Source organism: Finegoldia sp. BIOML-A1, assembly GCF_009678325.1.
GTDB lineage: Bacteria > Bacillota > Clostridia > Tissierellales > Peptoniphilaceae > Finegoldia > Finegoldia magna.
The window spans coordinates 62,522-89,034 of sequence record NZ_WKZF01000006.1; the positions used below are offsets into that span (position 1 = coordinate 62,522).

The window sequence follows — 26,513 nt, forward strand, 5'->3', positions numbered from 1 at the left end:
TTTTTTTCCAGTCTCCAAATCAACATAGGAGGTATTTATGGAATATACAACTCAATTAGACGCTGCAAAGAAGAAAATCATTACAAAAGAAATGAAAAGAGTAGCGGCAAAAGAAAACATAGACGTAGAAATTCTCAGAGAAAAAGTTGAAAAAGGATATGTGGTTATTCCTGCGAACAAAAACCACAAATCATTGGATGCTCACGGTGTTGGCGAAGGTTTGAAAACTAAAATCAACGTGAACTTGGGAATTTCAAAAGATTGCTACAACATAGAAAAGGAAATGGAAAAAGTTAGAGTGGCAATCGATATGGATGCAGAAGCGATAATGGATTTGTCAAATTACGGAAAGACTAGACAGTTCAGAGAAGAACTTATCGACTATTCTCCTGCAATGATTGGAAGTGTTCCGATGTACGATTGCGTTGGAATGTTAGATAAAGAATTGAAGGATATTACTGAAGAAGAATTCTTACAAGTTGTGGAACAACACGCAAAAGACGGGGTGGATTTTATTACAATTCACGTTGGACTTACAAGAGATATCGCAGAACATTTGAAAACAACAGACAGAATTACAAAAATCGTATCACGTGGTGGATCGTTATTATTCGCGTGGATGATTGCTAATAACAAGGAAAATCCACTTGTAACAAGATACGACGATGTACTTGAAATCTGCGAAAAATACGACGTCACACTTAGCTTGGGAGATGCTTTAAGACCGGGTTGCATTAACGATGCGACAGATGATTTGCAAATTCAAGAGCTAATCAATTTATCCAGAATGGCAAAAAGAGCCTACGAAAAAAATGTACAAGTAATGATTGAAGGACCAGGCCACGTTCCAATCGACCAAATCGAAGCAAATATGAAAATCGAAAAAACAATCTGCAACAACGCGCCATTCTACGTGTTGGGACCTTTGGTAACAGACATTGCACCGGGATACGATCACATCACATCAGCAATTGGAGGTGCAATAGCAGCAAGTACTGGAGCAGATTTCTTGTGCTATGTAACTCCTGCAGAACATTTGAGACTTCCTAACTTGGAAGATATGAAAGAAGGAATCATCGCTACGAAAATCGCAGCTCATGCTGGAGATATCGCAAAGAAAATCCCTGGAGCAAAAGAAAGAGACGACGAAATGAGCAGAGCACGTTTTAACTTGGATTGGGAAAAAATGTTCGAACTTGCAATTGACAGCGAAAAACCAAAAAAATACAGAAAAGAATCTCAACCAATCGAAGAAGATTCATGTACAATGTGCGGTAAAATGTGTTCAATGAGAACGGTGAAGAAAGTATTGAACGGGGAAGATGTCAATTTAATTTAGAAAAATTTGATTTAGATAATTTTATGAATTCAACCATCAAGAAAAATCTTGGTGGTTGTTTTTGATTTGAACGAAATCGAAAAATATTCGAGAAAATCATTGACAATGGTTATTGTTAAGCGTATAATTCTAATAGTATTAGGTAAAAGGTGATATTATGAATGAAAAATTAGCAAAAGAAGTTATAAGATGCGTGCACAGCATTGGAAAGCATCATCCTCACAAACAAATCAATGATTCTGTCAGAGGAGAAAACATGGCTTTGGGATTTATCAAATCGGAAGGCGGATCGACTTATCCGAAAGAAATCGAACTTGCTATGGGGATTTCCAGCGCGAGAGTTGCAGCTATTATTAAAAAATTGGAACAACGCGAACTTGTAACAAGAACTGGCGATAAAATCGACAGAAGAAAAACTTTGGTAAGTTTAACTGAAAAAGGAGAAAAAGTCGCCCAAGAAACTGAGGACAAGATAATGTATGCTCTTGGTCAAATGTTTGATGCTTTGGGAGAAGAAGATTCTGAAAAATTCGTTAGAATAATCGACAAACTTATTAAAAATCTGCCAAGGATTAGTAAAGACTGCGAAGAAAAATTTAAAGAAATGGATGATAGTTTTGATAAGAATAATTAGATATTTGAATAAAAAACAATGGATGCAGATACTTTTGAGTTTTGTGTTTATCGTTACTCAAGTGTATTTGGATTTGAAAATTCCGGATTATATGTCGAAAATCACGATGTATGTGGAAAGTCCGGGTCACAGTGTAAGTGATATTATCGGCGAAGGAAAATGGATGCTTTTATGTGCATTCGGCTCTTTGATTTCAGCAATTATCGTAGGATTTTTGGCGTCTAAGGTATCGGCGTCATTTTCCAAAGATTTGAGATCCAGAATATTTTCCAAGGTGGAAAGTTTTTCCATGAAAGAAATCAACGAATTTTCCACAGCAAGTTTGATAACTAGATCTACGAACGATATTACTCAAATTCAAATGGTAATAGTGATAGGATTACAAATTTTGATTAAAGCTCCAATAATGGCTGTGTGGGCTATCACGAAAATCTACAACAAGGGATTTGAATGGACAATGGCGACTGCTGTCACTGTGTTGATTTTAATCATTTTCGTTGCAATTCTAATGATTTTGGTTATGCCGAAATTCAGAATAATGCAAACTTTAACAGATAATATCAACAGGATTTTGCGTGAAAACTTGACAGGACTTGCAGTTATCAGAGCGTATAATTCTGAAGAATTTAGAGAAGGAAAGTTTGAAGAAGCAAATGTTGAATTGACAAATACTCAACTGTTCACAAGTCGTGCAATGAGTACGATGTTTCCAGCAATTAATTTGGGGATGTCTGTTCTGACTCTTGTGATTTATTTCATAGGGGCAGGACTCATAAATGCTGCGAATATGATGGACAAATACGTTTTGTTCTCAAATATGGTTGTGTTCAGTTCGTATGCAATGCAAGTTGTCATGTCATTTATGATGATGAGTATGATATTCATAATGATTCCAAGAGCGCAAATCTCTGCAAATCGTATCAACGAAGTGCTGGATACAGAACTTTCAATTAAAGATGGAGATGTTGATAGCTCAAATGAAGATTACGAATATGAAATTGAGTTTGACAATGTATCTTTCAAATACACAGATTCTGAGCAATATATTTTAAAAGATATTGATTTTAGGGTGAAAAAAGGAGAAAAGGTAGCTATAATAGGCTCCACAGGATCAGGTAAAAGCACTATATTGAATTTGCTTTTGAGATTTTACGATGCAACTGAAGGCGTTGTAAAAATCCAAGGGATCGACATTAGAAAGTATAAGCTTAAATTTTTGTACGAAAAAATAGGCGCCGTTTTCCAAAAATCATTCTTATTCAAAGGAAATGTAAAATCTAACATTTCATTTTCAGAAGATGGTGTGGATACTGGAAAAGTAGAACAAGCGGCAGATACTTCACAATCTATGGAGTTTATCGACAAATTTGACGAAAAATTTGATCACGAAATCGCACAATTAGGTAAGAATGTTTCTGGGGGACAAAAACAAAGACTGTCCATAGCCAGAGCAATCTACAAAAAGCCAGATATTTATCTATTTGACGACAGTTTCTCTGCACTTGATTTCAAAACAGATAGCGAACTTAGACATCAATTGAGAGAAAAAAACCCCGATGCTACAACTATTATTGTCGCACAAAGGGTGGGTTCGATAATGGATTCAGATCAAATAATCGTACTTGAAAACGGAGAAATAGCAGGAATAGGTAAACACAAAGATTTATTGAAAAATTGTGAAGTGTACAGTGAAATAGCCTACTCGCAATTAACAGAGGAGGAATTAAATGCCTAGACAAACTGTAAATGAAAAACCGAAAAAATTCAAAGAAACATTAAAAGAAATGGCAAGGTATTTGAAGCCTTATTTTCCATTGATATTGATAGCAGTTGTGGCAAGCGTAATAGCGACGATTTTGCAAATAATTGGACCAGATAAATTAAAACTCATCACAGATGAAATCACAAAAGGACTCCCTAAAATAGTCAAAGGAAAACCCGTTGTAACTGCGATTGACATGGATAGCGTAAAATCAATAACGTTGATGCTGTTGATATTTTATCTATCTTCACTTGTGTTGAATTTGTTGCAAAGATTTATCATGGCAGATGTCACGCAGAAAATCTCCAAATCATTCAGAGAAGAGATAGCAAAAAAAATCAATAGATTGCCATTTAGCTATTTTGACAACACAACTTTTGGAGACATTCTAAGTAGAGTAACAAACGACGTTGACACAATCAGTCAAAGTTTGAATCAATCTGTTGGAGCATTGTTGACAAGTATCGTAATGCTTATTGGAACTGTAGTTATGATGATTTACAATTCGGGAATATTGACGATAACGACGATTTTGTCATCGCTTGTGGGATTTGTGTTCATTACAATAATAATGAAAAAATCACAAAAATATTTCAAAGAACAACAACAAAACTTGGGTGATATCAACGGACAAATCGAAGAAGTGTACACTGGTCACAACGTAATCAAAGCTTACAACGCAGGAGCAAGAGCCGTAGATGAATTTGAACAAACAAACACGAAACTCTACACTAGTGCATGGAAATCACAATTTTTGTCAGGACTTATGATGCCTATCATGCAATTTGCTGGAAACTTCTCCTACGTAATGGTCTGCATAGTCGGTGGAGCATTGGCAATCAACGGCAAAATATCATTCGGGGTTATAGTAGCTTTTATGATTTACGTTAGACTATTCACAAATCCTCTATCAGATATCGCACAAAGTTTCAACACTTTACAAAGAGCTGCAGCGGCAGGGGAGAGAGTGTTCGAGTTTTTGAACGAAGATGAATTAGAAGAAGAACACGTCACAGAAAAATTAGAAAAAGCAAAAGGCGAAGTTGAATTCAAAGACGTTAGGTTTGGATATGATCCTGAAAAAATCATCATCAAAGATTTCAGCGTAAAAGTAAATCCAGGAGAAAAAATAGCCATCGTTGGTCCAACTGGAGCCGGAAAGACTACGATTGTAAATCTATTAATGAGATTTTACGAAATAAACGACGGACAAATATTGATAGACGGAATTGATACGAAAAACTTATCCAGAGAGAATTTGAGAGACCAATTCTGTATGGTACTTCAAGATTCGTGGGTATTCGAAGCAAGTGTCAGAGAAAACATAACATTCGGAGAAAAAGATATAACTGACGAAGAATTGATTGATGTGTGCAAACGCGTAAACTTGGATCACTTTATCAGAACACTTCCACATGGATATGACACTATTTTAAACGACAAACAATCATTGTCTCAAGGACAACTTCAACTACTCACAATCGCACGTGCAATGGTAAGTCACGCGCCAATGTTGATACTAGATGAAGCCACAAGCTCCGTGGATACAAGAACTGAAATAATCGTTCAAGATGCAATGGACGAACTTGCAAAAGGAAGAACATCATTTGTAATCGCGCACAGATTATCCACAATCAAAAACGCGGATTTGATACTTGTAATGAAAGACGGAGACATCGTAGAAAAAGGAAAACACGACGAATTATTGGCAAGAGACGGATTCTACGCACAATTATACAACGCGCAATTTGAAAGAAAATAGCGAAAATATTGTAAATTGAGATTGGGATTAAGTTGTCCCAATCTTTTTTTACATCCAAATTTGATATAATAAAAAGATAAAGAGGTGATTAAATGAAACTAGAAATAATAGACATGATAGATGACGGAAGATGTGTCGCAAAATACGAAGGAAAAACAGTGTTCGTAGATGGAGGAAGTGTTGGAGAAATAATCGAAGCAAAGAAAATAAAAGAAAAAAAGAATTTGATATTCGCAACAAAAACAAAAACAATACAACAATCACCTCATAAACAAGAACCGCTCTGCCCACATTACTACGAATGTGACGGATGCAGCATGCAAGACATTACATATGAAAAAGAATTGGAAATCAAAAAAAATTCCGTACTCAACAAATTGCAACGAATCGCAAAATTAGATATAAAAGATGTCGACATACTCACAAATGCGGAGTATTATTACAGAAACAAAGTAGATTTGAAAGTGGAAAATGGAAAACTTGGATATTACAACAGAAAAACACACAACCTAACACAAATATCCACTTGCAAAATCGCATCAAAAGCAATCAATCAAATGATAAATTGGTTGGAAAATCAGGATTTGAATGGAATTTCGGAAATCAAAATCAGATCCAATTACAACGACGAAATCCAAATCTCCATGGATTATTTATCAGATGAAATGCTAGAAAATTTAAAATCTGTAGAAAGCATCGTAGAAATTTATGAGAAAAATAAAAACTTTGATTTGATTTATAGAAAGAAACAATTTGTGGATAAAATTGGAGACTTATCATTCATAATAAGCCCCAAATCATTCTTCCAAGTAAATAAATACAACACAAGTTTGCTCTACGACACGGCAAAACAAATGATGAATGCAACTGCAAATGACAGAATATTGGACCTTTATTGCGGCATAGGAACAACAACAATGTACATTGGAAATGGCAACAACACAATCGGAGTCGAAGTCGTAAAAGATGCAGTAAAAGATGCTAACGAAAACAAAAAACTAAACAACCTGGAAAACATTCAGTTTATTGAAGAAAAATCAGAAAACGTCGTAGGAAAACTCACACAAGAACACTTCGATATAATCCTCGTCGACCCACCAAGAAAAGGAATGGACGAAAAAGTAGTCGAAGCAATAATTAAATCCACAGCAAAAAAACTCGTCTACATCTCCTGTGACCCTGCAACCCTTGCAAGAGATTTGAAGATGTTAACAGAAAACGGATTTGCAGTCAGAGATGTCAAATTGGTGGATATGTTCGCGAAGACAATGCATGTTGAGACGGTAGTGATGTTGACAAGGAAATAAGAACATAGGATATTTTTACTTTATTTTAAAAATTTGGAGGAAATAATGATAAAGAAAATAGGAGTTGTGAGCTTATCAAGTGGTGTTTTGGGGGAAAGTTTTGTTGAGCATGAAATAAAAATAGGAATAGACAGATTAAATAAGCTAGGAGTCGAAATAGAGTTTTTACCTAATTCTTTGAAAGGCATTGATTCTTTAAAGAATCATCCGGAAGCTAGGGCAGATGATTTGCTGCTTGCTTTTGAAGATGACACTATTGATATGATTTTATGTGCTATTGGTGGAGAAGATACCTATAGATTAGCTCCTTATTTATTTGAAAGAGATAGATTAAAAAATATTGTTAAACAAAAACTTTTTTTAGGCTTTTCTGACTCAACAATGAATCACTTTATGTTAAATAAGTTCGGCATAAAAACATTTTATGGTCAGGCTTTCTTGCCCGATGTGTGCGAACTATCTGCTAATATGTTAGCTTATACAGAAAAATACTTTTTGGAACTTATAAAAACAGGAAAAATAAATGAGATACATCCTAGTGAAGTTTGGTATGAGGAAAGGGAAGATTTTAGCGAGAAAGCTATTGGAATAGAAATGAAAAGTCATCCAAATACCGGTTTTGAGCTTTTAAGAGGAAATCCTATATTTAGTGGAAAAATTTTAGGCGGATGCATAGAAACAATATATGATATGTTCGATAATTCTAGATTTAACGATACAGTAGAAATTTGTAGCAAATATAAGTTATTTCCTACCCTTCAGGAATGGGAGAATAAGATTTTACTAATAGAATCAAGCGAAGAAAAACCAAAACCAGATTTATATAGGAAAATGATACGTGTTCTAAAAAACTACGGATTATTTGATGTATTAGCAGGAGTATTAGTAGGAAAACCTCAAAATGAAATCTATTACGAGGAATATAAATCTATTTTATTAGAAGAAATCCCTAATAAAGATTTACCAATTGTCTATAATATAAATATTGGACACTCAACACCAAGATGTATAATTCCTTTTGGGGTAGAAGCAGAAGTAAATGTAAGTAAACAAATGATCTCCTTTAATTATTAAACAAAATTGATCTGAGCTATGAGTTGTTTTTCTTTACTTTAGTGTGACGTAATAAATTACAAGATATTTACTGATTGAGCTATTACCCATACGAGATTTTTGAAAAACATTGAAAATTATCCATACTGACCACTCAATCCATTGTGAGTGTGTGGCATTGTTGATTATGGAGGAAAAATGAGCAAAAAGTAACGATATTTACAGGTTTTTTTAAGGCGGGAAATATTTTTAAAAAAATTAGTGCTAAAAGTTATGAGTTTCGGAGGTGTTAATGATAATGGGTTTAAAAGATATAAGGATTGCAGAAACTCCTATATCCAATAATAGAAAAATTATAAATACAATTGCCGTATTCTTGCTAGGAATTATTTTGGGTACTTTTTCTAAATACTTGGACTTTCGTCAATCTGAACTTCCAAGCGTGCTTATGGCAATAGATGAGATTTCAGATCTTCATAATTTTCTTGGACGTTTTGCAATTTGGGTGTTGATTGCGATGTTTATTTCTATGTACAGCAATTCAGCCCTAAGAGCAGGTATTAATGTTTTTATATTTTTTGTCAGCATGGTTTCAAGCTACTATTTGTATTCAAATTTTATTGCTGGATTTTTTCCAAGAAGCTATGCAATGATTTGGATTGGATTTACAGTTGCTTCTCCATTATTAGCTTTTGTGTGTTGGTATGCAGGTGGTAAAAGTAAGCCGGCATTTATTCTGTCGGTAACGATTTTGGCAGTCTTATTTGATATGTGTTTTGCATATGGATGGGGATATTTCGAAGCACGTTCCATTTTAGAAATGCTCGTCTTTATTCTCGGGTTTATCCTTTTAAAAAGAGACTCAATTAAGAATTCTCTTCTAATGGGAACACTTAGTATCGTTCTTGCGTTTTTAATACAAATGGCTATTCCAATTCATTTTGGATAGATAAAAGACAAATCCATTTTGTGACATTTTGTCTACCTCATAGAAGCTATCTTTTATGTCCAGAAATGATATAAAAACCGATAGATGTTAGTATTTTAATTTGTTTATAATAGGTTTTAAATGGTTTACTCATATATGTATATCATAAAAATGTCCCACCACGTATGGTAAGGGTTGTTCTTAATTAAATTAAGGCATAAAGTTCGATTAAGTTAAGGTCTTACAGAAATAAAATTTGTATGCATAGAAACTATAAAGATATCTAGAGTATTTTTAATTAATCAATTATAGGATATATTCCCACATACGAGGCTTTTGAAAAATAACCAATGTTATCCATACTGACCCCTCAAGCCATGTGGAAAGCCTTGCTTTGTTGGAAAAGAAATAGAATTTAATTTAATAAGGAAAAAATATTTATAAGATAAGGATGAAAACAATGGAAAAGAAGTATTGGTTACACAGGATATCTCATCACGGAGAAGTGTCTTATGATTTGTTAAAGAAAGGTTATCTTACTATTGGGTGGTCTTTATTTTTAGATCATCCTGATAAACTCATTGAGACTATAAAAGATAAAGAAAGTGGCACAGATTTTAGAGACTATACAGAAAAACGCGGAATAACTACTAAAGGCAGGTGGTCCCTATGGTATTTTGGAAAAATGAAAGTAGGAGATACTGTATTAGTTCCTATGTATGGAGGCAAATTTGGAGTGTACAGAATACTAGAAGAAATGCAGCCTATTAGTAATTTGAAAATCGGTAAATTTAAAGCAAGCAACAAAGAAGAATTTGAAATTGTAGGTTCATACCTTGTAAATACTACTATTAATGAACCAGTGGACTTAGGTTTTTTTATAAAGGTCGAATCTATTCTGAAATATGAAGATCCAAAACCAAGGAATTTCGCTGAGTCTAAGTTAATTAGCAGAATGAAAAATAGACAAACAAACTCAGATATTACAGATCTTGCTAATGAGGTAGAGGATGCAATAGTTGTAAAAAAACCTCATGATGTCTATGATGTTTTTATAGAAGAAATAAAAAATAAATTTATTAAGGATAATATTTTTGGAGAATATACGCCGGAACAAATCGAGATGTTAGTGGATCAATATTTTAAAAAGATAGGTGCAGATGATGTAAAAATTCTTGCTAAAAATGACCCAGGAAAACCAGAAGGTTCTGATGCTGACGTAAAAGCTACGTTTACTGATTTGAAGACTACCTACTATGTGCAAGTAAAAAAACATAATGGCGAAACAGGAATGGAAGGATTAAATCAAATAAAAGACTATATAGACAATATAAACAGCAATCCAGACGATGAAGATGAAGTAGATATTGCATGGCTATTAACAACAGGTTTTTTTGCAGATGAAGTTAAACAAAAGGCAAAAGAATATAAAGATAAAGGGGAAGCTAATATTAGATTAGTTGATGGCAGAGAATTTGTAGAAATGATATTCAATGCAGGGATTGATTTGTTGGATTTAAAAAAATTTAACTAGATGGCTAGTGGTTCTCTTGCACTAGTCTTTAAAAACCTTAGATATCATTCATAAAAATAGTAGAAAGAAAAATCAGTCCATTTGTCTAGTGAGGATGAATAATATGGATATTAAAGAAAAAGAAAAAGACATTTTCGACAAGCTTAGAAAAATAGACCCTAGCATAGTTGAAGACGGAATTGTCAATGAAGAAGAATACCTAGATTCAAAATATAAAATAGTCTATATAATGAAAGAAGTTAATGGTGGATCTGGTTGGAATTTAAAAGATTTTTTATCTGAAGGTGGTCGTTCTCAAACATGGGATAATGTAGCTAGGTGGACGGAAGGTTTACTTAATTTAAATCAAGAATATGACTGGGCTTATCTTGAAAAAAATAATGAAAAAAGAAGGAAAGATTTTCTCAAAAAGATAGGGGTAATTAACTTAAAAAAGACACCGGGACACCATACTTCAGAATATAAAAAAATTTCTATGGCAGCCTTTGAAAACAGGAATCTTATAAAAAAACAAGTAGATCTATATAATCCAGATATAATAATTTGTTGCGGCACAGCTGATGATTTCGTTAAAAACTATTTTGAGTCTAAGTTTGTCAATTGGAATATGACAAAAAGAGGGGTTCAGTTTATAAAATTTAAGGAGAAAATAATAGTTAGCTTTACACACCCTGAAGCAAGGATAAGAGATGCATACTTATATTATTCTTTAATAGATGCAGTTCACGAAATTCTAGAAAATTCATATTCTAATATAGATAAAAATATGATAATCTAGAAGAAGATTTAGTTTTAAAAGTTTTACTCTAGCTAACAATATTTAGAAGACAAAAAACATTTAAGGAAAACGGCTGCACAAGATAGCAGAAGAAAAACCTTTAATTAGGATAATATTATAAAGAAAAATCGAAAGTAGGGAAAAATGAAAATTGGTTACACAGATCGTCCAATACTTAACTTAAACGAAGATCTTTTAACCCTTAAAACAGTTTATATGCGTAGCTAAGAAAACAAGGAGGTTTTTATGAATATTAGAGAATTAGTTAGAAAAGCTGCACAAGAAAAATATCCTAATAATAAGTATGTAAAAGATAGGGTAGAAAGCGAACTAGGATATTTTGACAAGAATGATTGGTTTAAGCAGATTGAAATTCTTTTAAAAATTAAAGAAATTTATAAAGGTCAAAATGTTTATATTTTCCCAATAGGACTGCTCTCACTTTATCTTTTAGAGTTAGAGTATATAAATCCCATGCCTGCCCATTATTATGAACCGAATAAAAAAACTATTATATTTGATAATTCTGCATCTTATGGCGTAGATCTGCCTAAGAAAGATGGGTTTCATAGAGATGGATTTGATATTACAGGAGAATATATTTTAAATTTAAAAAGTAATAATGCCTTTAGATTGTATCTCTATGAGAAACACAGCGACGTAGTTAAAGATTTAATAGGAAATATTTATCCATTTAAATCTAGAATAATTTCTTGGAATGCCGAGGAAATTTCTTATGGATCAACAATCATTACATTCAAAGATAGTTTTGCTGATAATTTTCTTGGTAGGGATTTGATAAAACAAATAGACGTAGATGATTTTTTATTAAGTTTAAATCCTAAAAAACAGGATTTAAAAGATATAATGAGATTTTTTCTTGATGATAATATAGAAGTACTGGATGAGATAAAAAGTTTTGGGGAAATGGTAGAACTTTCGGCTATATTAAGATTAACTAGAAAAGCATATGTAGAGGTTAAGAAGACTTTAAATCCCAAATTTCCAAGAACTAGGGAAGATATTTTTCTTTATTTAAAAAACAATGGATACTCATCTGAAGAATCTGCTAAATTAGCCAACGACATATCTTTTGGCAAGAATACTGATTTAAACATAAAAGATAATATGATTAAAAAGTATTTACAATCCTTTAGCTATATTACACCTAAGGCATTTGTTTTGCACTTATATCTTAGAGATTATTTTATTGCATTAAATTAAAAAAAAGAAGAGACTAAGCTCTTCGATGAGTGGAAAACAAAGCATAAAGAATTTGTTCCAGATGGATTAGTAAATGTTAATTCATATGTTTTTGCAAGACCAAAAATTACAGTTATCTTAAAAGAAGTAAATACTAAAAATAGCTTTGATTTAATGAATTTTCTAAGAAAAGGTGCAGAAGGCGGTAAAACATGGAATAATACTTCAAGATGGGTTGCTAATATATTATATGGCAAAGATTATGATAAAATTGACTATATAGGAGAAAAAGAAAGAAAAAAATATCTTGCTCCTATTTCTGTAATTAATTTAAAGAAAACACCTGGAGGTGGAACAGCTCATAATTCTGAGATAGATAAATTTGCAAAAACTGATAAGGAGTTCATAAAAAAACAACTTGAAATATATCACCCAGATATTATCATTTGTGGAGGAACAGGAGATATATTTATTCAAGATATTCTAGATTTAAATACTAGTGATTGGACTTATGTTTCTGATTATTTTAGCTATTTAATTTATAAAAATAAGATTATAGTTAGAACATACCATCCAGGTAGCAGAAAAAGCAAAACAGATTTTTTTGAAAAGGTAGCCTTACCAATTAAAGAATTATGGCGAAATCAATGATAGTGAGATTAGAGCATCTACAAAAGTAGGTGCTTTTCTTATACTTAAATTTAGAAGGTGGTAATATAAACATTTTGAATAGAATGTTTCCCCATAAGAGCACAGGTGAGTCGAGAGACAAACCAAAAGACGGGGAGAGAATATCTTCATCCTCTTTTTTATTTGGGATAACACCAGCGAGAAGGAATGTCAACGAATTTACTGCTATGCAGATGACAGAAGTTTATTAATGTGTGTGATTTCTTACTGAAACCCTAGAAAGAATTCATCATTTTTATATAAAAAAGGTTAATTTTTTGTAAAGTAGCTAGTATAAAAGAGAATAAAAATAATTGAATTATTCCAAAATATGAGGTTTTTGAAAAATATGAAATTTATTCATACTGACCACTCAAGCCGTGTTGAAGCCTAGCCCTACTTGTCAAGAAGCGAAGCTACACTGAAAAGTAGAGGCAGGTCTCATGCAAAGATTTCCCAAGAGAAGCGATTGAATAGGAAGCTTTGATTGGCAGAAATCGACTGCTGAAGCTATAGCGTTGATACAAAAGATGTAAATTTAGAAATCCTGCATTTTAAGCAGTTTTATAAGTATTTTGTATTTGAAAAAGATGAAGAAGGATATGTCAAAAAGACTCAAAAAAACTACATGGACGTAAGAGTTGTTTTGAGACTGGTATGAGGAAACACAAAAAATATAATTAACTCATTTTGTACTTTCTAAAAGAGTAGCTTAAAAAGCTGCTCTTTTTTTATTAAAGGGTGTAAGGTTTCGTTACATCCTAAAAAGAAAAATCTAAGACGACTCATAAAATACAGCAGACTATTTAAAATAGAAGATGAAATTAGAAAATATATGGAGGTATTATCGTGATTGATATCGAGGCCATAAAGAGCAAGATAAGAAGTCTGGCAGAGAAGAAAAATAGTATAAACATGTGGTGCTATAATATTTGTATTAGCATTATCGGGTATAATTTAATAAATCCTTGTACAATTTAAATTAAAGGTGGTGGAAATATGGATATAATGAAATCTTTTAACTTAGCAATAGACTATATTGAAGATAACTTAATGAAAAAGAAATAACACGGATAACAGGATATTCATTTCCAATGTTTTCAAGAATATTTTCAATCGTATCAGGATATTCATTATATGAATATATAAGGTCAAGAAAGATGACAAATGCTGCAATTGATTTAAAAAATTCAGATAAAAGAATTATAGACATCGCAATAAAATATGGTTATAATTCTCAGGATTCTTTTGCCTTAGCTTTTAAAAGTTTTCATAAGCTAACTCCAGGTCAAGTAAAAAAAGGAGAAAAGTATCAATATTTCCCAAGAATCTACTTTTCAATTTCAGTTCAAGGAGGAAATCAAATGGATATTAAGATTGAGAAAAAGAAAGCGTTTATTAGGTTTTATTAATTATACCGCATTTAAAGAAATTAATTAAGAAGTATAAAGGGCGTTCAAGCAAATATCTTAAATAAGATTACTGAAATTTAAAATAATTCATGTATTGAAATTAATTATCAAATGAGTTATAATAAAACTGACGATAGCGTCGGAATTATTTATTGACAGGAGATAAAGTTTTGAATGATAAAAAATTGAAAGTTGGAGAAAAAAGGAAGTTAGAAATTCTGGAAGCGGCAAAGACATGTTTTTTAGAAAAGGGTTTCCAAAATACAACTATGGAAGATGTTATAGAAAAAGTCAGTTTAAGTAAAGGTGGTGTTTACTATCATTATGGCTCAACCTATGAAATGATTTATGATTTTATGAAATTAGGTATCAATTATAGAGGAGAAAAAAGCAAAACTATCGACACATCTAAGTTAACGACTTTAGACGCAATTACTGAGATGATGATGGAAAGAATTTATGATGAAAATGAATTTAAAAGCATCTATGCAATTTTTTTGAAACTACAAAATGAAGATAAAAGATTGTGTGAAATGTTTGAAAATTTAAAAGAAACAAACACAGAAATTTTATCGTCTGCATTTGATCCAAACGATAAGCTCTCATCTATTTTTAAAGATGAGTTTTTAGTGACCTTTGTAAATACTTTGATTTTAGGATATGAAAGTTTAAATCAAAAAGAAATTTTTATTGAAAATAGAGAAACAATCAAAAAGATGTTAGAAGAATATTTGAAAAATAAATTTCCTGAATTATTAGGCTGAGCTTAAATTATGGTATAAAAATGAATACAAAAAAGATATTTTTAAAAAAATTTTATGAGCTAATAGTGACATTATTAATTGTTAGTGTTTTATCATTTGTTTTAATGAAATTATCTCCCGTCGATCCAGCCACTGCATATGCTAAAAGACATATCGGAAGTCCATCACCTGAGCAAATTGAAGAAGTAAGAATAAGATTTGGTTTTGACAAACCTGTATATAAGCAATATTTTAACTGGATTAAAAATCTTTTTTCTCTAGACTTAGGACAGTCTTTAAGCAATGGCAAACCTGTCTGGGATAATATAATGTTGGCTTTGCCAAAAACTTTATCTGTTGTTTTCTTTTCCGCAATATTGCAGGTAATTTTAGTATTATCTTTGGGATGTATTACTTTCTTATGGAAGAGCAAGATAATCAATAAGCTTACAAATCTTTTATGCCTTATTGGTGTTTCAATTCCTAGCTTTTATATTGCTATTATCTTACTTGATATATTTGCAGTAAAGTGGGATTTGCTATCAGTAGCAGGTAATATTGGCATTACAAACTATATACTTCCTGCAATAACTTTAGGGATATTTGGGGCTTCTTTTTATTATCCACTATTTAAAGATGCTTTAGACAAAGAGAATGATGAATATTATATTATGTTTTTTAGAGCAAATGGTCTAAAGGAATTTACTTTGTTCGTGAAACATATATTACCAAACTCGATAGTAAAGTTAATTCCAAATTTCTTTCAGAGTATTGGACTTATGATTGCAAATGTGGCAATAGTTGAGGGAATTTTTTCTATTCCAGGATTTGGATATTTGATTGTAAATTCTGTAATAAATCGTGATGCAACGATGATTCATGGGTTGGTTTTCTTTTTAGCATTATTTATTGCACTTGCTAATATAATATCAGATTTGATAAACGATCTTTTGATAAAGGAAAGGGGAGACTAATGAAAATAAACAAAAGGACAGTATTTACTTTCCTAGTGATTTTATTTATATTTTTTGGAAGTTTTCTTGCCCCTAATGATCCATTAGAAGTTAATCTTCCCCTTAGATTTGCAAATCCAAGTTCTAAGTATCCTTTGGGAAATGATAGCATGGGCAGGTGCGTTTTATCGAGAATACTGTACGGGGGGAAAACTACATTATTTATGGTTATGACGGCATCAATTATTATTTTTACTTTAGGTTTACTTTTAGGAACACTAACGTCAAATGTTACCATGAAAAAGAATGTAATAGTAGATTCGATTATTAATGCTGTAACGGCTATACCACCAATTGCTTATTTAATCATATTTATAGCATCTTGGGGAAATGGAATAAAAACTACATTAATCGCTTTGGTTGTTTCATATATATTGAGATTTTTAAGACTTGTTAGAACTCAAATAAATATTGAATATGATAAAGCTTATTGCACTTGTATGATTTCACTAGGTGCATCAAAGACTAGGTTGGTTCTAGTTCATATACTACCAAATATATTATTAGATTTAGTTCATTATATTTGTTTGTCCTGTGCGGATATGATTTTAGCAATTACTGGTTTTTCATTTATAGGAATTGGACTTGGAGAAAATGTTGTGGAGTGGGGTTCTATGATTTTAGAAGCAAGAGATTCAATATTTATTAAGCCAGAACTCATAATTTACCCAATTTTTGCAGTTTTTATTACTACAATGTCTTTTAATATTATTGCAAAAGAAGCGAATAGAAGGTGAAGATATGATTTTGGTTAATCAATTACAAGTTACAGATAAAAAAGGAAACAATCTTTTAAATAATATTTCTCTTAGAATCCCTATGGGAAAAATTATTGGTCTCACTGGACCCAGTGGTGCTGGGAAGACTACATTAGTAAACACAATACTTGGTATTTTATCAGAGGATTTAAAAGTAAGTTCTGGAACTATTACTATAGATGATTTTGATATATTGGCAAAAGATAATATCTATAGCAACAATAGAAACATCGCTTTTATTCCTCAACTTCCCATGATTTCTTTTGACAAAAGAAAAAAGATAAAAAGTCAAATGGTTGAAATATATATTGCTAATCTTAATATAAATAAATCAGAAGCATTAAGTATAGCAAAAGATAAGCTCAAAAGCGTCAATCTTGAACATGAAAGAGTTTTAGATTCATATCCAACTGAACTCTCTGGAGGTATGATTCAGCGTGTGATTTTAGCGATATCTATGGGACTAAATACTGATTATATAATTGCTGATGAACCAACATCAGCCTTAGACAATTATAACTCATCATTATTTTTTGAATTGATTAAAGCAAATTTCAAAGGCAAAGGAATTTTGTTAATAACACACGATGCTGATATTCTTAAAAAATATAGCGATTGCATCTATGTGATAGAAAATGGATGCCTTATAGAAAAGGGGAGTAGTGAAGATATATTTGAAAGCCCTAAAGAAGAATGGACAAGAAAATTTGTTATCTGTAGTCAGAAAATATTAGATTCTGGAGGTGAATGGAAATGGACGAAATAGCTATGAGTAATGTTAGCCTTTCTTTTGAAACAGTAAAAGGAACATTTAAAGCTTTAGATCAAATTTCCTTTTCACTAAAAAGGGGAGATAACTTAAGTTTAATTGGTGAAAGTGGATCTGGTAAAAGCACCATTGCAAAAGCATTAATAGGATTAGAAAGAATAGATGAAGGATCTATACTCTATGATTCTGTAGATATCTCAAAATTAAAATTAAAAAAAATAAGGAAATATAGAAAAAATATCCAGTCTGTTTTCCAGGATACATCTGGTACTTTAAATCCTGGTATAAGCACTTTTAAAAATTTGGAAGAAGGGCTTATTAATTTAACAAACTTGTCGAAAAAGGAAAGAAAGGAAAAGGTGTTATTATTTTGCGAGGATTTACATTTAAAAAAGGAAATATTAGATGTGCCCGTTCACCAACTATCTGGAGGCGAGCAAAGAAGATTGTCGCTCATAAGAGCCCTTATGGTTAATCCTGATTTTTTAATACTAGATGAGGTTACAGCTGGGCTTGACTTACTGACGATTGAAAAAGTATTATACTTACTTTTTTATTATCAATCTAAACATAGTATTTCTTATATTTTTATCACTCATGATATAAATCAAGCAAAACAGATTTCAGATTATATCATAGAGATAAAGAAAGGAAAAATATTGAGAGAAGGAAAATTGCAAAGGAGATAGAAATGATCAAACTTAGAAAAAATATGATGGTTTTATTGACACTTGTATTTAGTTTTTCAATTTTACTAGGAGGTTGCCAAAAGAATCAAGAAAAAGCACAAGAAAATTCAAATGTAGCAAGTGAAAACACAAAAGATGAAAGCAAGAAGGTTTTAACCTTATGTACTGCTAAAGAACTGACAAACCTTACGACTTTAACAATGAATAAGGAAAATAATATGGCTTGTGGTTTAATTTATGAAACCCTTGTAGCTTATGAAAACGGTGAAATTGTACCAAAACTTGCTAAAAGCTTTGAATATAAAGATGATGGCAAAACTTTAGTCTTTAAATTAAAGGACGGGGTAAAGTTTTCAGATGGTGAAGATTTTAATGCTGATGCAGTAAAAAAGATATTAGATTTTGATAAGTCTAACCCTAATTTTGCAGGCATAAGGGCTGTTGCAGAGATAAAATCAACAGAAGTTATTGATGATAATACGATTGCTGTTCACTATGAAAATCCGTCTAAATTTTATATAAATGGCTTTTGTTTCCAAAATGTATTGGGGATGCCATCTCCAAAGTCATTTACTGAGGGAAACTTTGAGAAATTTAACAAAAATATAGGAACAGGTCCTTATGTATATGAAGAATTTAAATCAGGAGAATATACAAAATTTGTTAGAAATGAAAATTATCATGGGGAAAAACCTTATTATGATGAAGTTATTGTCAAATATATTCCCGATGCTTCCTCAAGACTTCAAGCCTTAAATAAGGGAGAAATAGATTTAATTTATGGAGCAGATTTAATAAATTATGATGACTTCAAAAAAGGTTCTGAAATTAAGGATGTTACTGGAGAAGTCAATAAAAATAGGACTTTGACTAAGAATCTAATTTTAAATCCAAGTAAAAAAGAATTAGAAGATTTAAAAGTTCGCCAAGCAATTAATTATGCAATTAACAAAAAAGACATTGTCGATAGTTTAACATACTCATATGAAGATGTAGCTGAAACTTTATTCCCTAAAAATGTAGCTTATTGTGATGCAAATTATCCAACTAATTATAGTTATGCTCCTGAAAAGGCAAATAGCTTGCTAGATGAAGCGGGTTGGAAACTCAATAAAGATACAGGAATTAGAGAAAAGGACGGAAGTCCATTAAAGCTTCAATATGTTTACTGGTCAGATTTAGTACTTGCTAAGGAAACTGCACTTGCAATAAAGACACAATTAAAAGAAGTAGGTATAGATGTTGACCTAGTTGAAAAAGATCAAATGTCATGGTGGACAGATGGTATAAAGGGAGAATTTCATTTGACAACCTGGAATACAGAGGGTTCTTATACTGAACCTCATAAGTTCTTACAAGAATCAATCACTGAAATGGATCCACATTTGATGCCGTTAAAAGCACTTTCTGATTCAAACATATATATTGATGCAATAAAGAAAGCTTCCACTTCTACAAACGAAGGGGAGATTAAAGATAATATACAAAAAGCTATAGTATATTCAAACGAAAACGCTATGGATTTGCCTCTTTCTTATTCAAAAGAAATGATTTTGTATAGAAATGACAAAATTGGTGGATATGACTTTACAAGTACACCTCAATTTTTCAATATTTACAGTGTAAAAGCTAAATGAGAATAGGTTAATAAATTGAATTTAAGGCAGGTCTATCTACAAAGTAGTGAATGGATAGACCTATCTTATTATTAAGAAGTTTTATTAAGGAGGGGATTTGATGAATTTAATAAAACAATATATAAATAAAAGAAAAGGAGCATATTTTGCATCCGTCCTACTTGCCATAGTGGGAGTAGTTGCTGGGCTTTTTTCTTATATATACATGGCAAAAATTATTGTAAATTTGATTAATGGTGCAAATGATATGAGTTTATATACTCCACTATGCATAAATATTTTAATAACATTTGTTATTAAAGAAGTGGCAGCAGGAATATCAACAAGTATTTCCCATACCGCAACCTTTAATTCATTAGGAGAAATAAGAAATGATATTTCTAAAAAACTTTTTAAGATGCCATTGGGAGATGTATTATCAAGATCATCTGGAGAATTAAAAAATATTATAGTTGAGCAAGTTGATTCTATGGAAACTTCTCTTGCCCACCTAGTGCCAGAATTTACGGCAAACTTAGTAGGACCTATTCTATTGTTTATTTACATGTTTACATTAGATTGGCGTTTAACTTTATTATCACTAATTCCATTTGTGGTAGGAATGTCTATTATGATGTCTGTTATGAATGCTCATTATAAGGAAATGTTTGGAAAGTCAGTTGCCATTGGTCAACATATGAATAATTCCATTGTTGAGTATATAAATGGGATAGAAGTAATAAAGACCTTTAATCAAAGCGAATCATCTTATAAAAAATATGCTGATGCAGTTTATGATAATGCAAGCTTTTATTATAACTGGATGGGTGAATCTATGAATAGGGTTGCCATAGGTAGATTACTTTCTCCTATGGGAATTATTACAATCATACCTTTTGGGATTTTATTTTATATAAATGGAAGTATTGATTTAGGAAATTTAATTACCTTAATAGTATTATCATTTGCTACAGTTTCTAGCATTTTAAAAATCATGAACTATATGGATGATATGTCAAGAATATCAACTATAACTTCTGAAATAGGAAAGATTTTAGATTCAAAAGAGTTAGAAAATATTGACAAGGGAGAAAAAATAGAATCCTATAATATAGAACTTGAAGACGTAGACTTTTCTTACGATGGAAAAAATAAGGTTATAGATAATCTTTCTATGGAAATAAAAGAATCTAATGTTTCAGCACTCGTTGGTCCTTCTGGGTCAGGTAAGTCCACAATAGCAAAACTTATTGCTGGATTTTGGAATGTAGATAAGGGATCTATTAAAATTGGCGGAGTAGAAACAAAAGATGTGTCGCTCGAAAACTTGTCTTCACTTATTTCTTTCGTATCTCAAGATAATTTTCTTTTTGATATGACTATAAAGGAAAATATTAGGCTTGGAAATAAGAATGCCTCTGACGAAGAAATTATAGATGTATGTAAAAAATCTGCCTGCCATGATTTTATTATGAACCTATCTAATGGTTACGAGACAAGAGTTGGCGAAGGTGGAGGTCATCTATCTGGAGGAGAAAGACAAAGAATATCTATTGCTCGTGCCATGCTAAAGAATGCACCAATCGTAATTTTAGATGAAGCAACTTCTTATATCGATCCTGAAAATGAAGCTCTAATACAAAACGCCTTGGCAAATCTAGTTAAGGGTAAAACTTTAATCATAATCGCTCATAGGCTAAAGACAATTGTTGATGCAGATAGGATATTTGTTATTAAAGATGGTAAACTAAATTCTTATGGTACTCATGAAGAACTATTAAAGTCATCAGAACTTTATAAGGAAATGTATGCTGCAAATTTAAGGGGTGATGAAAATGCTTAATGTGTTTAAAAAGATATGGAATTTTTCAAAAGAAGAACAGGTATATATTAAGAAATCTATTCTCGCTGGATTTTTGCATGCAGTATTTAATGCCCTTGAGTTTGGTGCAATTTACTATATGCTAGTAAATATATTTTCTAAAACTTTAGACTATAAGGCCATCTTTGTTTGTCTTGGAATATTAGTTATATCCCTTGTTGGAAAGATAATGACACAAAAATCATCACAAATGGCACAAACACACGCTGGATATTTTATGTCAGCTCATAAGAGGATAGAAATAGGAGAAAAAATAAAAAGAGTTCCTATGGGTTTCTTTTCAAGCTTTTCACTAGGAAGATTAACTACAATTGCCACATCATCACTTTCCCAAGCAGAAATGTGGGTGCCTATGCTTTTGGTTCTTGTACTTGGTGGAGTTTTAAATACTTTAGTCTTTGTCCTTGGAACTTTAATATTTAATGTAAAGGTAGGGCTTGTTGCAGTAGCAGGTGTAATAATATTCTTTATAGTTACATCAATGATGGAGAAAAAATCATCAGCTAATGCAGATAAAATGACAGAAACACAAACAAGACTTACAAAAGAAGTATTAGCAACTTTACAAGGAATGCAGGTTATAAAATCCTATAATCTTGGTGGAGAAAATAACAGAGCTTTGAGGAAGTCTATAAAAGATACATCAAATATACTTTTAGATTTAGAAATATCTGTAGCACCATACACAGTTATCCAAAGAATTGTAATGGGAATAACAACAGTATTTATGGTCTATGTATCATTAAAATTAAATTTATCTGGTGAACTTCCGCTTGCTGAAACAATTCTTATGATTATGGCATCATTTATTATCTTTGAAGGCTTAATCGGGGCAGGATCAAACATGGCAATCCTAAGAGCTTGCGAAAATGCCATAGATTCTGTAGGTTTTATCGACTCTATGCCTGATATGAGAGAAGGAAGTATTACAGAGCCTATAAAAAATCATGATATAGTCTTTAAAAATGTCAGCTTTTCTTATGATGACAGACCAATTTTAAAAAATGTATCAGCAGAGATAAAAGAAAATACTATGACTGCTATTGTTGGACCATCTGGATCTGGTAAAACAACATTTTGTAATCTCATAGCGAGATTTTGGGATGTAAATTCTGGCGAGATTTTAATTGGTGGAAAGAATATTAAGGATTATAAGATAGAAAATCTTATGAATTCAATTTCCATGGTATTTCAAGATGTATATCTATTTGAAGATACAATTGAAAACAATATAAAATTTGGAAAACAAAACGCAAGCCATGAAGAAGTAGTTCAAGCTGCAAAAAAAGCAAGATGTCATGAATTTATAGAAGCTTTACCAGAAGGATATGATACTATTATTGGGGAAGGTGGAGCAAGCCTATCTGGTGGAGAAAAACAAAGAATCTCCATAGCCAGAGCCATGCTAAAAGATGCGGACATCATAATCTTTGATGAAGCCACAGCAAGTATAGATCCAGAAAATGAAGATAAATTAAAAGAAGCAATAGAATCATTAACAAAAAATAAAACAGTAATTATGATTGCCCACAGACTAAAGACAATAAGAAATGCTGACCAGATTTTAGTCTTAAAAGATGGAGAAATAGTAGAATGTGGAAATCATGAAGAACTGATTAAAAATAATGGACTTTATTCTGATCTTATCAATGCAAAAGCTAAGGCAGAATCATGGAAATTAAATAATTGATGGAAGAAATATTTAAAGTCTTTGAAGAACAAAATATAGATACTTTGACAATGAATGGAGAGTTACTATTAACAATATTAAGTTCAGTAGCTCAACAAGAAGTAGAAAATACCTCAGCCCATGTAAAAAAAGGATTAAAAATGAAAATGGAAAAAAGGGAGCTTATTGGTTTTCAAGGTTGTCTTGGCTATGATTATGACCCTACAAAAAAGTATCTCTATTAAAGAAGAAATAAATGATAATACTTTAGTCAAAGATTTGAAAAAGTTAGAAGACTAATTAAATAGAATCATTAGTCAAAAAAGAAAGTTAGTTGATCTTCATTTAGAAGATAGTATAGACGAGGAAGTTTATACTAAAAAGTATAAAAAACTTACAAAACAAAAAGAAGAATTACTTGATGAAAAGAAAACACTGGAACTAACAATAAAAGATGAAAGTTTTATTAAAGAAAGACTAAAGCAATTTAAAAAGATCTTAGAAAATAAAGAAATTATAGAGGAATTTAACAGAACAGTAATTGAAAGCATAGTTGATAAAGTTGTGGTGGGCAGAATCGACAAAGACGGAACAGTCCATCCATATGACTTAACATTCTACTTCAAAACAGGAATTAAAGATAGTCAAGATTCTAATAAATTCAAAGATAAAAGAAAAAATGCCAAAGACAATGACATTGATAAATTGTACTCCTACAAGAATGACGAAGATAAAAAATTATGTTCCCAAGCAAAAGACAACGCACGTTGAAGCCTAGCCCTACTTGTCAAGAAGCGAAGCTACACTGAAAAGTAGAGGCAGGTCTCATGCAAAGATTTCCCAAGAGAAGCGACCGAATAGGAAGTTTTGATTGGCAGAAATCGACTGCTGAAGCTATAGCGTTAATATAAAAGATGTAAATTTAGAAATCCTTCATTTTAAGCAGTTTTATGAGCATTTTGTCTTTGAAAAAGATGAAGAAGGATATGTAAAAAAGACTCAAAAAAATTACATGGATGTAAGAGTTGTTTTGCAACTAGTATGAGGAGAAGAATTAGCAAGACTAACATCTTATTGTGGAAATAGGTACTATTTTGTAGCAACAAAAACCTGCTTAGTAAGAGCAATTACAAAGGAAAGACTAAACAAAACAGGATTATTCGATCCATACGATTACTATATAAGCAGGTCATGTGTAAATTGTATGCCGAGCGGCATGTACGGTGGTGTGAGAGGGCTATTTATTTAGCCCTACTCGATTTTTTATCAAATTTATATATACCTATACAAATATCTATAAACTCATATAAGATAAAGGTGTATAAATATAAAAATAATTTTAATCACAATAATCGCATTTTAAATTGAGATGTTTGCAAGCTAAATTACGAACTTCACTTGGAAGTTTTCCCTTGTATCTTTTGTAATAAAGAGACTGTGAAATAGTTTGTGTATAGAAGCCTCCTGATATAATAGTAATCAGGAGGATTTTAAAATGCCAAGAAAAAGACCAGAAACAAGACTCAACAAAATATCCAAAATGTTAATCGAAGAGTATCAACCAGAAACAGTACAAGATTTACAAGAAGCTTTAAAAGATCTTCTAGGCGACACAATGGAACAAATGTTAAAAGCAGAGTTAGATGAACATCTAGATTATGAATATGGTGAAAAACCACTGTCATTAAACACAAGAAATGGATCAAGTAAAAAAACAGTTAAATCATCATACGGAAACATAGACCTAAACATTCCACGAGACAGAGAAGGATCCTTTGAGCCACAAGCATTGAAAAAATATCAAAAAGACATATCAAACATAGAAAACCAAATAATATCTATGTATGCAAAAGGAATGACAACAAGAGATATATCAACACACATAAAAGAAATCTATGGATTTGGAATATCAGAATCCATGGTAAGCAAAATAACAAATAAAATATTACCAACTATTGAAGAATGGCAAAATAGACCATTAGAAAAGGTATATCCATTTGTATTTTTAGATGCAATACACTATCATGTAAGAGAAAATAACATAGTAGTAAAAAAAGCAGTATATATAGCACTAGGATATAATACCGAAGGATACAAAGAAATCCTTGGAATGCGGGTTGGAGAAAATGAATCAAGTAAATACTGGCTATTGGTATTAAATCAATTAAAAGAACGAGGATTAGAAGATATATTAATAGTTTCAACAGATAATTTATCGGGATTTAGCCAAGCAATAGAAAGTGTATATCCAAAAACAGAAATCCAAAAATGCGTAATTCATCAAATAAGAAATTCAACAAAATTCGTATCATATAGAGATATAAAAGAGCTAATGAAAGACTTAAAAACAGTATACAAAGCATCAACAGAAGAACTAGCACTAAGTAATCTAGATATATTTGAAGAAAAATGGGGCAAAAAATACCCAATGTGTGTGAATTCATGGAGAAATAACTGGGCTGAATTAGCAACATATTTCAAATATCCAGAAGGAATAAGAAAACTAATATATACAACAAATAGCATAGAAAATTTTAATAGACAACTTAGAAAAGTAACAAAAAACAAAACAATATTTCCAAGCGACTACGCACTACAAAAAAGCTTGTATCTAGCGATGGTAGATGCTTCAAGTAAATGGACGAGTAGAATAAGAGGATGGGATCAAATACTGTCACAACTATCAATATTTTTTGAAGGCAGAATCTAAATTTTGCCATCAAAATAATAAAAAATTTGAATCATTCAATCAAGAGTAAAGGCATAGCCCTGGTCTGACGACCAGCTCTTGACAGAAATCTTCAAATTTTTAAGAAATATAATTAGGCAAAAAGGGAGATTTTTAGAAAAATCTTGACCTTTTAGTTTAATTGTGCCAAAATTAGGTTACAAATATCTGAACTTTCAGATTTTAGTAATAAAAGTATATTTTAAAAAAATATCAGCTCACAACCTATCAGGAGGAGCTGATACACAAAACTTTTCACATACCC

Annotated in this window: 21 protein-coding genes and 2 pseudogenes; all 23 read left to right on the plus strand. The window is 31.5% G+C overall.

The features are described 5' to 3' along the window. Positions 1 to 37: 37 nt before the first annotated feature. Positions 38 to 1,339: a phosphomethylpyrimidine synthase ThiC gene (thiC, locus tag GKG00_RS06550; protein WP_154254814.1), complete on the plus strand. Its 1,302-nt coding sequence runs from the start codon at positions 38 to 40 to the stop codon at positions 1,337 to 1,339. 157 nt (positions 1,340 to 1,496) lie between these two features. Beyond that, complete coding sequence (locus tag GKG00_RS06555; protein WP_154254815.1) at positions 1,497 to 1,973, plus strand: winged helix DNA-binding protein; 477 nt, start codon at positions 1,497 to 1,499, stop codon at positions 1,971 to 1,973. After that, entirely contained in the window at positions 1,948 to 3,708 is a 1,761-nt protein-coding gene (locus GKG00_RS06560; RefSeq protein WP_154254816.1) for an ABC transporter ATP-binding protein, read from the plus strand. Before GKG00_RS06555 ends, GKG00_RS06560 begins: the two co-directional genes overlap by 26 nt. Further along, entirely contained in the window at positions 3,701 to 5,497 is a 1,797-nt protein-coding gene (locus GKG00_RS06565) for an ABC transporter ATP-binding protein (protein ID WP_154254817.1), read from the plus strand. Before GKG00_RS06560 ends, GKG00_RS06565 begins: the two co-directional genes overlap by 8 nt. Before the next feature lie 92 nt (positions 5,498 to 5,589). Next, on the plus strand, positions 5,590 to 6,804 hold the full coding sequence (gene rlmD, locus GKG00_RS06570) for a 23S rRNA (uracil(1939)-C(5))-methyltransferase RlmD (protein ID WP_154254818.1): 1,215 nt from the start codon (positions 5,590 to 5,592) through the stop codon (positions 6,802 to 6,804). A gap of 45 nt (positions 6,805 to 6,849) precedes the next feature. Further along, the gene (locus GKG00_RS06575) at positions 6,850 to 7,878 is read left to right on the plus strand and encodes a S66 peptidase family protein (protein ID WP_154254819.1); all 1,029 of its coding nucleotides are present in this window, start codon (positions 6,850 to 6,852) and stop codon (positions 7,876 to 7,878) included. A gap of 271 nt (positions 7,879 to 8,149) precedes the next feature. Beyond that, a complete protein-coding gene (locus GKG00_RS06580) occupies positions 8,150 to 8,806 on the plus strand; it encodes a hypothetical protein (protein WP_154254820.1) in 657 nt (218 codons plus the stop codon). Positions 8,807 to 9,245: 439 nt separating this feature from the next. After that, positions 9,246 to 10,319 carry a restriction endonuclease gene (locus GKG00_RS06585; protein ID WP_172976493.1) on the plus strand — a complete coding sequence of 358 codons (1,074 nt, stop codon included), beginning with the start codon at positions 9,246 to 9,248 and terminating at the stop codon, positions 10,317 to 10,319. A 103-nt stretch (positions 10,320 to 10,422) separates the two neighbouring features. Then, positions 10,423 to 11,097, plus strand: a complete 675-nt coding sequence (locus GKG00_RS06590; RefSeq protein ID WP_154254822.1) for a hypothetical protein — start codon at positions 10,423 to 10,425, stop codon at positions 11,095 to 11,097. Between the two features lie 246 nt (positions 11,098 to 11,343). Further along, positions 11,344 to 12,321, plus strand: coding sequence for a hypothetical protein (locus tag GKG00_RS06595; protein WP_154254823.1), 978 nt, complete (start codon positions 11,344 to 11,346; stop codon positions 12,319 to 12,321). 153 nt (positions 12,322 to 12,474) lie between these two features. Next, positions 12,475 to 12,951, plus strand: coding sequence for a hypothetical protein (locus tag GKG00_RS06600; protein ID WP_206670680.1), 477 nt, complete (start codon positions 12,475 to 12,477; stop codon positions 12,949 to 12,951). Between the two features lie 787 nt (positions 12,952 to 13,738). Further along, positions 13,739 to 13,822, plus strand: a pseudogene (locus tag GKG00_RS06610) (transcriptional regulator); the annotation flags it as partial. Positions 13,823 to 14,063: 241 nt separating this feature from the next. Continuing rightward, on the plus strand, positions 14,064 to 14,381 hold the full coding sequence (locus tag GKG00_RS06615) for a helix-turn-helix transcriptional regulator (RefSeq protein ID WP_241673665.1): 318 nt from the start codon (positions 14,064 to 14,066) through the stop codon (positions 14,379 to 14,381). A gap of 170 nt (positions 14,382 to 14,551) precedes the next feature. Continuing rightward, complete coding sequence (locus GKG00_RS06620) at positions 14,552 to 15,145, plus strand: TetR/AcrR family transcriptional regulator (RefSeq protein ID WP_154254824.1); 594 nt, start codon at positions 14,552 to 14,554, stop codon at positions 15,143 to 15,145. Between the two features lie 20 nt (positions 15,146 to 15,165). After that, a complete protein-coding gene (locus GKG00_RS06625) occupies positions 15,166 to 16,098 on the plus strand; it encodes an ABC transporter permease (RefSeq protein ID WP_154254825.1) in 933 nt (310 codons plus the stop codon). Further along, positions 16,098 to 16,874: an ABC transporter permease gene (locus tag GKG00_RS06630; protein ID WP_154254826.1), complete on the plus strand. Its 777-nt coding sequence runs from the start codon at positions 16,098 to 16,100 to the stop codon at positions 16,872 to 16,874. Before GKG00_RS06625 ends, GKG00_RS06630 begins: the two co-directional genes overlap by 1 nt. 4 nt (positions 16,875 to 16,878) lie before the next feature. Continuing rightward, positions 16,879 to 17,661 (plus strand): ATP-binding cassette domain-containing protein, encoded by a 783-nt coding sequence (locus tag GKG00_RS06635; RefSeq protein WP_154254827.1) that lies wholly within the window; start codon positions 16,879 to 16,881, stop codon positions 17,659 to 17,661. Further along, positions 17,643 to 18,353: a dipeptide/oligopeptide/nickel ABC transporter ATP-binding protein gene (locus tag GKG00_RS06640; RefSeq protein WP_172976494.1), complete on the plus strand. Its 711-nt coding sequence runs from the start codon at positions 17,643 to 17,645 to the stop codon at positions 18,351 to 18,353. Before GKG00_RS06635 ends, GKG00_RS06640 begins: the two co-directional genes overlap by 19 nt. 2 nt (positions 18,354 to 18,355) lie before the next feature. Next, entirely contained in the window at positions 18,356 to 19,990 is a 1,635-nt protein-coding gene (locus tag GKG00_RS06645; RefSeq protein WP_154254828.1) for an ABC transporter substrate-binding protein, read from the plus strand. Positions 19,991 to 20,090: 100 nt separating this feature from the next. Beyond that, on the plus strand, positions 20,091 to 21,812 hold the full coding sequence (locus tag GKG00_RS06650; protein WP_154254829.1) for an ABC transporter ATP-binding protein: 1,722 nt from the start codon (positions 20,091 to 20,093) through the stop codon (positions 21,810 to 21,812). After that, a complete protein-coding gene (locus GKG00_RS06655; protein WP_154254830.1) occupies positions 21,805 to 23,541 on the plus strand; it encodes an ABC transporter ATP-binding protein in 1,737 nt (578 codons plus the stop codon). Before GKG00_RS06650 ends, GKG00_RS06655 begins: the two co-directional genes overlap by 8 nt. Next, a pseudogene (locus tag GKG00_RS06660) lies at positions 23,538 to 24,291 on the plus strand (hypothetical protein); the annotation flags it as partial. The gene GKG00_RS06655 and the pseudogene GKG00_RS06660, both read left to right, overlap by 4 nt. A gap of 769 nt (positions 24,292 to 25,060) precedes the next feature. Continuing rightward, positions 25,061 to 26,230 carry an IS256 family transposase gene (locus tag GKG00_RS06670; protein WP_172976495.1) on the plus strand — a complete coding sequence of 390 codons (1,170 nt, stop codon included), beginning with the start codon at positions 25,061 to 25,063 and terminating at the stop codon, positions 26,228 to 26,230. The last annotated feature ends 283 nt before the right edge of the window (positions 26,231 to 26,513 follow it).

What these genes read in the sequence shown, in the direction of transcription:
- thiC (WP_154254814.1), top strand. Translation starts at nt 38, where the DNA reads ATGGAATATACAACTCAATTAGACGCTGCAAAGAAGAAAATCATTACA.
- GKG00_RS06555 (WP_154254815.1), top strand. Translation starts at nt 1,497, where the DNA reads ATGAATGAAAAATTAGCAAAAGAAGTTATAAGATGCGTGCACAGCATT.
- GKG00_RS06560 (WP_154254816.1), top strand. Translation starts at nt 1,948, where the DNA reads ATGATAGTTTTGATAAGAATAATTAGATATTTGAATAAAAAACAATGG.
- GKG00_RS06565 (WP_154254817.1), top strand. Translation starts at nt 3,701, where the DNA reads ATGCCTAGACAAACTGTAAATGAAAAACCGAAAAAATTCAAAGAAACA.
- rlmD (WP_154254818.1), top strand. Translation starts at nt 5,590, where the DNA reads ATGAAACTAGAAATAATAGACATGATAGATGACGGAAGATGTGTCGCA.
- GKG00_RS06575 (WP_154254819.1), top strand. Translation starts at nt 6,850, where the DNA reads ATGATAAAGAAAATAGGAGTTGTGAGCTTATCAAGTGGTGTTTTGGGG.
- GKG00_RS06580 (WP_154254820.1), top strand. Translation starts at nt 8,150, where the DNA reads ATGATAATGGGTTTAAAAGATATAAGGATTGCAGAAACTCCTATATCC.
- GKG00_RS06585 (WP_172976493.1), top strand. Translation starts at nt 9,246, where the DNA reads ATGGAAAAGAAGTATTGGTTACACAGGATATCTCATCACGGAGAAGTG.
- GKG00_RS06590 (WP_154254822.1), top strand. Translation starts at nt 10,423, where the DNA reads ATGGATATTAAAGAAAAAGAAAAAGACATTTTCGACAAGCTTAGAAAA.
- GKG00_RS06595 (WP_154254823.1), top strand. Translation starts at nt 11,344, where the DNA reads ATGAATATTAGAGAATTAGTTAGAAAAGCTGCACAAGAAAAATATCCT.
- GKG00_RS06600 (WP_206670680.1), top strand. Translation starts at nt 12,475, where the DNA reads ATGAATTTTCTAAGAAAAGGTGCAGAAGGCGGTAAAACATGGAATAAT.
- GKG00_RS06615 (WP_241673665.1), top strand. Translation starts at nt 14,064, where the DNA reads ATGTTTTCAAGAATATTTTCAATCGTATCAGGATATTCATTATATGAA.
- GKG00_RS06625 (WP_154254825.1), top strand. Translation starts at nt 15,166, where the DNA reads ATGAATACAAAAAAGATATTTTTAAAAAAATTTTATGAGCTAATAGTG.
- GKG00_RS06630 (WP_154254826.1), top strand. Translation starts at nt 16,098, where the DNA reads ATGAAAATAAACAAAAGGACAGTATTTACTTTCCTAGTGATTTTATTT.
- GKG00_RS06635 (WP_154254827.1), top strand. Translation starts at nt 16,879, where the DNA reads ATGATTTTGGTTAATCAATTACAAGTTACAGATAAAAAAGGAAACAAT.
- GKG00_RS06640 (WP_172976494.1), top strand. Translation starts at nt 17,643, where the DNA reads ATGGAAATGGACGAAATAGCTATGAGTAATGTTAGCCTTTCTTTTGAA.
- GKG00_RS06645 (WP_154254828.1), top strand. Translation starts at nt 18,356, where the DNA reads ATGATCAAACTTAGAAAAAATATGATGGTTTTATTGACACTTGTATTT.
- GKG00_RS06650 (WP_154254829.1), top strand. Translation starts at nt 20,091, where the DNA reads ATGAATTTAATAAAACAATATATAAATAAAAGAAAAGGAGCATATTTT.
- GKG00_RS06655 (WP_154254830.1), top strand. Translation starts at nt 21,805, where the DNA reads ATGCTTAATGTGTTTAAAAAGATATGGAATTTTTCAAAAGAAGAACAG.
- GKG00_RS06670 (WP_172976495.1), top strand. Translation starts at nt 25,061, where the DNA reads ATGTTAATCGAAGAGTATCAACCAGAAACAGTACAAGATTTACAAGAA.